This window comes from Stenotrophomonas sp. STEN009 (assembly GCF_056760395.1).
The window spans coordinates 32,894-42,153 of the sequence record NZ_JBRRES010000036.1 but is presented as its reverse complement, the minus strand read 5'-3'; the positions used below and the strand labels follow the sequence as shown (position 1 = coordinate 42,153).

Annotated in this window: 8 protein-coding genes and 1 riboswitch; of the genes, 3 read left to right on the top strand and 5 right to left on the bottom strand. The window is 66.4% G+C overall.

The features are described from left to right. Positions 1–348 precede the first annotated feature (348 nt). Both secA and ACVOMM_RS15580 read left to right on the top strand, forming a co-directional pair. The gene (secA, locus tag ACVOMM_RS15585) at positions 349–3,081 is read left to right on the top strand and encodes a preprotein translocase subunit SecA (RefSeq protein ID WP_053516445.1); all 2,733 of its coding nucleotides are present in this window, start codon (positions 349–351) and stop codon (positions 3,079–3,081) included. Between the two features lie 102 nt (positions 3,082–3,183). Then, entirely contained in the window at positions 3,184–4,137 is a 954-nt protein-coding gene (locus ACVOMM_RS15580; protein ID WP_065182800.1) for a Nudix family hydrolase, read from the top strand. Between the two features lie 70 nt (positions 4,138–4,207). On the opposite strand, the gene ACVOMM_RS15575 is transcribed toward ACVOMM_RS15580, so the two are convergent. Together ACVOMM_RS15575 and metF are read right to left on the bottom strand one after the other, a co-directional pair. Beyond that, entirely contained in the window at positions 4,208–4,786 is a 579-nt protein-coding gene (locus tag ACVOMM_RS15575) for a DUF4124 domain-containing protein (RefSeq protein WP_065175808.1), read from the bottom strand. A gap of 40 nt (positions 4,787–4,826) precedes the next feature. Next, on the bottom strand, positions 4,827–5,654 hold the full coding sequence (gene metF / locus ACVOMM_RS15570; RefSeq protein ID WP_053516480.1) for a methylenetetrahydrofolate reductase [NAD(P)H]: 828 nt from the start codon (positions 5,652–5,654) through the stop codon (positions 4,827–4,829). 138 nt (positions 5,655–5,792) lie between these two features. On the opposite strand from metF, the gene ACVOMM_RS15565 reads away from it, so the two are divergent. Continuing rightward, positions 5,793–6,350: a DUF3228 family protein gene (locus ACVOMM_RS15565; RefSeq protein ID WP_065175850.1), complete on the top strand. Its 558-nt coding sequence runs from the start codon at positions 5,793–5,795 to the stop codon at positions 6,348–6,350. Positions 6,351–6,376: 26 nt separating this feature from the next. Here the strand turns inward: ACVOMM_RS15565 and ACVOMM_RS15560 are convergent, their stop codons facing one another. The 3 genes from ACVOMM_RS15560 to ahcY form a co-directional block, all read right to left on the bottom strand. Continuing rightward, positions 6,377–6,862 carry a hypothetical protein gene (locus ACVOMM_RS15560; RefSeq protein ID WP_481526478.1) on the bottom strand — a complete coding sequence of 162 codons (486 nt, stop codon included), beginning with the start codon at positions 6,860–6,862 and terminating at the stop codon, positions 6,377–6,379. Beyond that, positions 6,862–7,335 carry a Cys-tRNA(Pro) deacylase gene (gene ybaK, locus ACVOMM_RS15555; RefSeq protein WP_053516440.1) on the bottom strand — a complete coding sequence of 158 codons (474 nt, stop codon included), beginning with the start codon at positions 7,333–7,335 and terminating at the stop codon, positions 6,862–6,864. The genes ACVOMM_RS15560 and ybaK overlap by 1 nt, the downstream gene beginning before the upstream one ends. Positions 7,336–7,623: 288 nt before the next feature. Beyond that, on the bottom strand, positions 7,624–9,069 hold the full coding sequence (gene ahcY, locus ACVOMM_RS15550) for an adenosylhomocysteinase (protein ID WP_065182797.1): 1,446 nt from the start codon (positions 9,067–9,069) through the stop codon (positions 7,624–7,626). 36 nt (positions 9,070–9,105) lie between these two features. Continuing rightward, positions 9,106–9,189, bottom strand: a riboswitch (S-adenosyl-L-homocysteine riboswitch). Positions 9,190–9,260 lie beyond the last annotated feature (71 nt).

Sequence of the window (9,260 nt, the reverse complement as noted above, 5' to 3'; positions counted from 1 at the left end):
TCTAAACCGCCTTGGTGGCCCCCCCCGCCCCGGCCCCGGGGGGCGGGGCCCCCCCGGGGGGGGGGTTTAACCCGCGGGGTGTTTTCCCGGGGGGGGCCTGGCCCCCCCGCCACCCTCCTTGGGGTCAGATCCTTTCGCCACGGCGAAAGGGATCTGACCCCTTTGCTCAACCCCGGTCTGCCGGATCCGGGCCGATCACGCCGCACGGGACGCTTGAAACCCCTCCCGGCCGTCCCAAGCTACAATGGGTGTTGCCATCGACAGGGCGCCAAGCGCCCTGTTTCGTTTGCGGCGGACGGATTCCCCAGGGAAGGCCGGGCGTCGTGTCCATCCAACCCGGTTCCTTCAATGATCAACAGCCTGCTTACCCGCGTATTTGGCAGTCGTAACGAACGACAGCTGCGCCAGCTCAACCGCATCGTCGCCAAGATCAATGCGCTGGAGCCGGAGATCGAGAAGCTTTCCGACGAGCAGCTGCAGGCCAAGACGCCGGAGTTCAAGCAGCGCATCGCCGGCGGTGAGGCCCTGGACAAGGTCCTGCCGGAAGCATTCGCGGTCTGCCGCGAAGCCGGTCGCCGCGTGCTCGGCATGCGCCACTACGACGTGCAGCTGATCGGCGGCATGGTCCTGCACCTGGGCAAGATCGCCGAAATGCGTACCGGTGAAGGCAAGACCCTGGTGGCCACGCTGCCGGTGTACCTCAACGCGCTGGAAGGCAAGGGCGTGCACGTGGTCACCGTGAACGACTACCTGGCCCGCCGCGATGCCGCGCAGATGGGCAAGCTGTACAACTGGCTGGGCCTGAGCGTGGGCGTGGTGTATCCGGGCATGCCGCACAGCGACAAGCGCGAAGCCTATTCCGCCGACATCACCTACGGCACCAACAACGAATTCGGTTTCGACTACCTGCGCGACAACATGGCGCTGTCCAAGGCCGATCGCTATCAGCGCGGCCTGCACTACGCCATCGTCGACGAAGTCGACTCCATCCTGATCGACGAAGCACGCACCCCGCTGATCATCTCCGGCCCGGCCGACGATTCCCCGGAGCTGTACATCCGCGTCAACCGCATCGTGCCGAACCTGGTCAAGCAGGAAGTGGAAGACGGCGAGGGCGACTTCTGGGTCGACGAGAAGGGCAAGCAGGTGCACCTGTCCGAAGCGGGCATGGAGCACGCCGAACAGCTGCTGGTCGAGGCCGGCATCCTCAACGGCGACACCGAAGGCCTGTACGCGGCGCAGAACCTGACCGTGGTCCACCACCTCAACGCCGCCCTGCGCGCGCATGCCATCTACCAGCGTGACGTGGACTACATCGTGCGCGATGGTGAAGTGGTGATCGTGGACGAGTTCACCGGCCGTACCCTGGCCGGTCGCCGCTGGTCCGACGGCCTGCACCAGGCGGTGGAGGCGAAGGAAGGCGTGCCGGTGCAGCGTGAGAACCAGACGCTGGCCAGCATTACCTTCCAGAACCTGTTCCGCATGTACAAGAAGCTGTCCGGCATGACCGGTACGGCCGATACCGAAGCATTCGAGTTCCAGAGCATCTACGGCCTGGAAGTGGTGGTGATCCCGACCAACCGCCCGACCATCCGCAAGGACAGCCCGGACCAGGTGTTCCTCAACCGCAAGGGCAAGTTCAACGCGGTGCTGGCCGACATCGAGGAATGCGCCAAGCGCGGCCAGCCGGTGCTGGTCGGTACCACCTCGATCGAAACCTCGGAAATGCTGTCCGAGCACCTGCGCAAGGCGGGCGTGAAGCACGAAGTGCTCAACGCCAAGCAGCATGACCGCGAAGCGACCATCGTCGCCAATGCCGGTCGTCCCGGCGCGGTGACCATCGCCACCAACATGGCCGGTCGTGGTACCGACATCGTGCTCGGTGGTTCGCTGGAAGCCGAGCTGCATGCGCTGGGCGAAGATGCCACCGATGAACAGAAGGCGGCGATCAAGGCCGACTGGCAGCAGCGCCACGAAGCAGTGAAGGCGGCAGGCGGCCTGCACATCGTCGGCACCGAGCGCCATGAATCGCGTCGTATCGACAACCAGCTGCGTGGCCGTTCGGGCCGCCAGGGCGACCCGGGTTCGTCCCGCTTCTACCTGTCGCTGGAAGACAACCTGATGCGCATCTTCGCCTCCGACTGGGTGCAGAAGGCCATGCGCATGATGGGCATGAAGGAAGACGACGTCATCGAAGACCGCCTGGTCAGCCGCCAGATCGAGAAGGCGCAGCGCAAAGTCGAGGCCCACAACTTCGACATCCGCAAGAACCTGCTGGACTTCGACGACGTCAACAACGACCAGCGCAAGGTCATCTACGCCCAGCGCGATGAACTGCTGGACGCCGAATCGGTGAAGGAGAACGTCGATGGCATCCGCGACGACGTCGTCTTCGACATCGTTGCGCGCTTCGTGCCGCCGAACTCGGTAGACGAGCAGTGGGACCTGCGTGGCCTGGAAGCGACCCTGGAGTCGGAGTTCGGCCTGCAGATGTCGCTGACCGACCTGGTCAAGTCGCACGAGGAACTGGACGCCGAAACCATCGCCGCCAAGGTGCAGGAGCGCGTCAACCAGCACTTCGCCGAGAAGGAAGCCAGCGTCGGCGACGAGACCATGCGCGCGCTGGAAAAGCATGTGATGCTGACCGTGCTGGACCAGAGCTGGAAGGAGCACCTGGCACGCATGGACTACCTGCGCCAGGGCATCTACCTGCGGGGTTACGCGCAGAAGCAGCCGAAGCAGGAGTACAAGAAGGAAGCCTTCGAGCTGTTCTCGGACATGCTGGAGAACGTCAAGCGCGAAGTGGTGACCCTGCTCGCCCGCGTGCGCATCCGCAGCGACGAGGAAGTGCAGGCACTGGAAGCGGCCGAGCGCCAGCAGGTCGAGGCACGCCTGCGCCAGTCGCAGTTCCAGCACCAGGACGCCGGCGGCTACAGCGCCGACGAGGAAGCGGCGCAGGTGCAGGCCGCGCAGCAGGGCGTGGCCCAGGTGCAGCGCGAAGAAGCCAAGATCGGCCGCAACGATCCGTGCCCGTGCGGCAGTGGCAAGAAGTACAAGCACTGCCACGGCCAGCTGAGCTGACCGGCCAGAGAGCCCCGCGAAAGCGGGGCTCTCCCGTTCTGGGGCAGGAAAGTACGCGATCCGCGATTGCGCCGGTCCCCCTGTTGTAGGCATGCTCCCTGCATGCCTTCCCCCACCCGATCGATCCATGTCGTGGCGGCCGTCATCACCGACGCCCGTGGCCGCGTGCTGCTCAACCGTCGTACCGAGAACCGCGACATGGCCGGCCTGTGGGAGTTCCCCGGCGGCAAGCGCGAAGCGGGCGAAACCTCCGCGCAGGCCCTGGTGCGTGAACTGCGCGAGGAACTGGGCATCGAAGCCGAGGTCGGCGACTGGATCATGGACGTGCCACAGCGGTACCCGGACAAGCACCTGACGCTGGAAGTGCGGCACGTCCGCAGCTGGAAGGGCACACCGCGCGGTCGCGAAGGCCAGGCCATCACCTGGGTCGCGCAGGACAAGCTCGGACGCTACTCGATGCCGCCGGCCGACCTGCCGGTGGTGGCGGCACTGCGCGAGCCCGACTGCTACCTGGTCACCCCTGCACCGGGTGAGGACGATGCCGGTCAACGGCAGTGGCAGGAACGGCTGCAGCGCGCGGTCAGTGGCGGCCAGCAGCGCATCCAGCTGCGCCTGCCGCTGCAGCATCCTCGCCGTCAGGCCCTGATCGAGCAGGCGCTGCGCGCGCACCGGCGCGGGGTGCAGTGGCTGCTGAACCGCGATATCGAACTGGCGCGCTCGCTGGGTGTCGGCGTGCATCTGGGCAGCGAACAGCTGTTGTCCCTGCAGGCGCGACCGTTGCCGGATGGGCAGCTGGTGGGAGCCTCCTGCCACGATCTTGAGCAGCTGCAGGCCGCACAACGGCTGGGATGCGACTTCGCCGTGCTTGGGCCGGTGCAGGCGACCGCCAGCCATCCCGAGGCAACGCCGCTGGGCTGGGATGCGTTTGCCGCCCTGCGTGCACAGGTATCGCTGCCCATCTACGCGCTGGGTGGGATGGCACGCGGCCAGGTCGCTGAGGCGCGCCGCCATGGTGGGCAGGGCATCGCCGCCATCCGCAGCCTGTGGCCGGAGTAGAGCACGCTCGCGGGTCAGATCCCCGCGCAGCCGGGCTCTGACCCCATTGCCGGGATCGGACCCCTAGCGATCACAATGTGATCCAGAAACAGCCGTACTGACGTCGCAGTCCCAGCACCGTCGCGGCGCGGGTGGCGCTGCCAGGCAGCGTCTGCTCAAGCCGCAGGCCTACGGGATGGCGCGATGCGGAGGGCTCGGTCGCGGATCCGGCCAGTGCAGGATCCTCGTCCTGGAGAACGGCCTGTGCCTGCTGCGGATAGACCGGCACGACGTCCACCAGTGGCCGCCGCGCCAGCGACTCCAGCTGGCCGAGGATGCGCTGCGCGCCCGCGTCGGACACCGCCCCCCAGAGATAGAGTGAGGACAAGCGGTTCACGTCGTTGCCGGTAATGCCGGTGCGCAGGGCCTGTACCAGCTCGCTCAGGCGGCGCGGGCAGCGCGCCCCCAGCGAGTCCTGCGGCAGGTGGTTGCCGGCAGGAGCGGGAGGTGGCAGCCGTGATCGCGCGCCGATGCTGTCGCAGGGCCGGTCGGTGTAGACGCTCTGGCCTTGTGCATCGGTGCAGCGGTTCAGGCGCGAGGCCTGGCCGTGGGCAACGCCGGGCGCAGCGGACAGCAGCAGCGGCAGCAGCAGGAGTGAAATGGATCTCATCGACGCAGGGTAGCGCCGAATGCACGCGTGCAGCGTGCTTTCAGCCCTGCAGCAGTTTCAACACGGCCGTTGTCGGCTTGGCCAGGTTCAGTGTGTAGAAGTGCAGGCCCGGCGCGCCGCCTTCGATCAGGCGCTGGCACAGCTTGGCCACCACTTCGGCGCCGAATGCACGCACCGATGCCGCGTCATCGCCGTAGGCCTGCATCTTGCGGCCGATCCAGCGCGGGATCTCGGCACCGCATTGCTCGGAGAAGCGGCGCAGCTGGCTGAAGTTGGCGATCGGCATGATGCCGGGCGTGATCGGCACGTCCACGCCAAGCCGGCGCACTTCATCCACGAAGTGGAAGTAGGCGTCGGGGTTGAAGAAGTACTGGGTGATCGCCGCGTCGGCGCCGGCATCGATCTTGGCCTTGAAGTGCTTCAGGTCGGCCAGGGCATCGGAGGCCTGCGGATGTGTTTCGGGGTAGGCACCGACCTCGATGCGGAAGGCATTGCCATGTTCGGCACGGATGAAGGCGATCAGTTCGGCGGCGTAGCGCAGGTCGCCAGGAAAGCCCATGCCCGAGGGCAGGTCACCGCGCAGTGCGACCAGCCGGCGGCAGCCGATCGCGCGGTACAGCTTGAGCAGCTCGCGGATTTCCTGGCGGGTGCCGCCGACACAGGAGAGATGAGGCGCCGCCTCGAAGCCGTGGTGCTGGTTGAGATGGCGCACGGTCTCGGAGGTGTAGCTCAGGGTCGAGCCACCGGCGCCGAACGTACAGGACACGTACTCGGGCGCGTAGTCCTTCAGCTTCGCCGCGGCACGGTCGAGCTGGCTGCGCTGTTCGTCGGTCTTGGGCGGATAGAACTCGAAGCTGATGGCGGTCATGGCACGGGCGATGGCGGCGGGTGCGAACCAGTATATCGCTTCATCAAGATGGATGTGCAATGAATGTGTGAAGCGCCTGCCGCGAAGGGGGAAGGGCGGGTACCCTGTGCCACTGAATTCCTGATCACGCCGCACACCATGTCCATCGTCCTTACCGATTTCGCCCGTCCCCGCCTGTTCCCGCGCGTGCCGCGCGGCAACACCATCCAGGACTGCACTGCCGAGCAGTTCGAGGCGTATCTCAACGCACACGCACCGCTGAAGGTGCTCGACGGCTACGCGCCGTTCTGCAAGCTGTTCGTCTACGAGAACTGGACCAGCACGCGCTGCCTGACCGTGCCGGTCACCGATGCCAACCGCCACCTGCTGCGCAGCGGCTACGAAGCGCGCAACCGCGATGAGCTGCCGGTGCTGGTGCGTTGGTTCGAAGGCGTCGAATCGCCGCGTGCGAACTACCTGGTGGTGATCCTGTACAGCGCCGAGCAGCTGGCCAAAGAGGGCTCACCGATCGATGCGGACTGGGGCATCGTCGGTTGCATCTACACCGCCGAACCGGAAGAAGTGCCGATGGCGCCGATCACGATGATGCGCAATGCGCTCGGTGTGGAGGAGGGGGGTTCCGGCGTGCCGCTGGACCGTGAGGCCTACCAGCGTTCGGTGGCGTTCTGGGAGAACAACGCCAACTGGCGGCCGTAAGCCCGGTCACGTGCGTCCGGCCGCGCTCAGCCGGAAAGCCATTCCCACCACGGGTAATGGTATTCGCGGTCGATTGCCTGCCAGTGCTGGCCGCAGTGTGCACAGGCGACCATGTGGCAATCGCCCCAACCATCCTCGGCCTCCTGCAACGAGAGCAGCTGCATGTGGCCCTGTTCGATCAGGCGCCGGGGATCGAAGAACGGGTAGGTGGGGTTGAGCGCGCACAGGCAACCCTCGCGCGCCTGCCAGTAGCGCAATCGCCGCAGCGCCGCCTTCAGGTGCGCCTGGTTGCTGACCAGCATGCCGCCGAGTTCGATGGGCTGGCAGCGTCGCTCGATCAGGTCGGCGTGCGATGCCAGGGCCTCCAGCGAGGAGGGGGTGAACAACCGCGCAACCGTGCGCGCGGCGTCGGTGATGCGGCTGGCGTCGGGCGACAGCAGATCCTGCAGCAGCACGTCGGCCTGTGCATCGTCGAGCCGGGGCATCGGCGCTGCGGACCACGGCCAGCGCATCAGCGGGCCTTGCCGATGGCGGCGTAATGGCCGGCCGTAAGGCGCAGCAGGTCGGCCGGCGCCAGTTCCACTTCCAGTCCACGACGCCCGGCGCTGACATGCAGGCTGGGCAACACCTGCGCACTGGCATCCAGGAACGTGCGCAGGCGCTTCTTCTGCCCGAGCGGGCTGATGCCACCGACCACGTAGCCGGTGGCGCGCTGGGCGGCGTCGGCAGCGGCCATCTCACACTTCCGGCAGCCGGCTGCTTCCGCCAACGCCTTCAGGTCCAACTGGCCGGCCACCGGCACGATCGCCACCAGCAGCTCGTGGGTTTCGGTGCTGGCCAGCAGGGTCTTGAATACCTGTGCCGGATCGAGGCCCAGCTTGTCGACGGCTTCGCCACCATACGACTCGGCGTGGGCATCGTGCACGTAGCTGCGTACGGTGTGGGCGATCTTCTCGCGCTTGAGCAGGGTGATGGCCGGAGTCATGGGCGCATCGTAGCGTGGGGCGACGCGGCTGCCTTGACCGAGGCTGTTGCCATGATCTGGTAGCGCCGGACCACGCCCGGTGGCGTGGAGATCGTATTGCCTGCGTGTCGATGAGCAGGCACCCTGCACCCGCCGGGCATGGCCCGGCGCTACCGGGATGCTCATGGGCCGGCGCTACCGGCGTGCCGAATGCAGAACGGGCGCCCGAAGGCGCCCGTTCTTTCTGCTTCCGCTGCTGGGGCCGGGGCCCTTTCCTGCGGAAAGGGAATCGACACCCCGGGCGCGGCATCAGTAGCGGTAGTGGTCCGGCTTGAACGGGCCTTCCACCGGCACGCCGATGTAGTCGGCCTGTTCCTGGGTCAGGGTGGTCAGCTTCACGCCGATCTTCTCCAGGTGCAGGCGTGCCACTTCCTCGTCCAGCTTCTTCGGCAGCAGGTAGACCTTCTTCTCGTAGCTGTCCTTGTTCGCCCACAGGTCGATCTGTGCCAGGGTCTGGTTGGCGAAGCTGTTGGACATCACGAAGCTCGGGTGGCCGGTGGCGCAGCCCAGATTCACCAGGCGGCCTTCGGCCAGCAGGAAGATCGCATTGCCGTTCGGGAAGACGTACTTGTCGACCTGCGGCTTGATGTTGACGTGCTTGATGCCCGGGTAGGACACCAGCGCATCGACCTGGATCTCGTTGTCGAAGTGGCCGATGTTGCAGACGATGGCCTGGTCCTTCATCGCGCTCAGGTGCTCGATGCGGATGATGTCCTTGTTGCCGGTGGTGGTGACGTACAGGTCGGCGCGGCCCAGGGTCGATTCGATGGTGTTGACTTCATAGCCTTCCATCGCTGCCTGCAGGGCGCAGATCGGATCGATTTCGGTCACGACCACGCGTGCGCCGTAGGCACGCAGCGAGGCGGCGCAGCCCTTGCCGACGTCACCGTAACCGCAGACCACGGCCAGCTTGCCGGCCAGCATCACGTCCATGGCACGCTTCAGGCCATCGGCCAGCGACTCGCGGCAGCCGTACAGGTTGTCGAACTTGCTCTTGGTGACCGAATCGTTGACGTTGATCGCCGGAATCAGCAGGGTGCCGGCCTGGGCCAGCTGGTACAGGCGGTGCACGCCGGTGGTGGTCTCTTCGGAGACGCCCTTCCAGTCCTTGACCACGCGGCCCCAGTAACCCGGGCGCTCCTTGGCCACACGCTTGAGCAGGTTCTTGATGACCTGTTCCTCGTGCGAGGAGGAGGCGGTGTTGACCCAGTCACTGCCGTTTTCCAGCTCGTAGCCCTTGTGGATCAGCAGGGTGACGTCGCCACCGTCATCGACCACCAGCTCCGGACCGGTCAGGGTGCCGTCGGCCAGGGTGAAGGTGAGCGCGTCCAGGGTGCAGTCCCAGTACTCTTCCAGGGTCTCGCCCTTCCAGGCGAACACCGGGGTGCCGGTGGCGGCGATGGCCGCAGCCGCATGGTCCTGGGTCGAGAAGATGTTGCACGAGGCCCAGCGCACGTCGGCGCCGATGTCCTTCAGCGTTTCGATCAGCACCGCGGTCTGGATGGTCATGTGCAGCGAGCCGGTCACACGCACGCCCTTCAGCGGCAGCTCGGCCTGGTACTTGCGGCGGATCGACATCAGGCCCGGCATTTCATGCTCGGCGATGTCCAGTTCCTTGCGGCCCCAGTCGGCCAGGGTGATGTCGCGGATCTTGTAATCGCCTTCGGTGGAGAAGGTCTTGGCAACAGCGTTCATGCAGTAGCTCCGGTTGTGGGCGAGCGGGTGCTCGCATCTAGCCGGGCGCCGTTGTTACAGAGCCACCTCACCGAGCCTGGCCGGCCTCATGGGGGTCCGGTCGCAGCGCCCCTCGGGAGGGGAGAACGGCCATTATATCGCGCGCCCGGTGTTTCATCGGCGTGACCCAACCATCGGCAGATGGGCGCCTG

What these genes read in the sequence shown, in the direction of transcription:
- secA (WP_053516445.1), top strand. Translation starts at nt 349, where the DNA reads ATGATCAACAGCCTGCTTACCCGCGTATTTGGCAGTCGTAACGAACGA.
- ACVOMM_RS15580 (WP_065182800.1), top strand. Translation starts at nt 3,184, where the DNA reads ATGCCTTCCCCCACCCGATCGATCCATGTCGTGGCGGCCGTCATCACC.
- ACVOMM_RS15575 (WP_065175808.1), bottom strand. Translation starts at nt 4,786, where the DNA reads ATGAGATCCATTTCACTCCTGCTGCTGCCGCTGCTGCTGTCCGCTGCG.
- metF (WP_053516480.1), bottom strand. Translation starts at nt 5,654, where the DNA reads ATGACCGCCATCAGCTTCGAGTTCTATCCGCCCAAGACCGACGAACAG.
- ACVOMM_RS15565 (WP_065175850.1), top strand. Translation starts at nt 5,793, where the DNA reads ATGTCCATCGTCCTTACCGATTTCGCCCGTCCCCGCCTGTTCCCGCGC.
- ACVOMM_RS15560 (WP_481526478.1), bottom strand. Translation starts at nt 6,862, where the DNA reads ATGCGCTGGCCGTGGTCCGCAGCGCCGATGCCCCGGCTCGACGATGCA.
- ybaK (WP_053516440.1), bottom strand. Translation starts at nt 7,335, where the DNA reads ATGACTCCGGCCATCACCCTGCTCAAGCGCGAGAAGATCGCCCACACC.
- ahcY (WP_065182797.1), bottom strand. Translation starts at nt 9,069, where the DNA reads ATGAACGCTGTTGCCAAGACCTTCTCCACCGAAGGCGATTACAAGATC.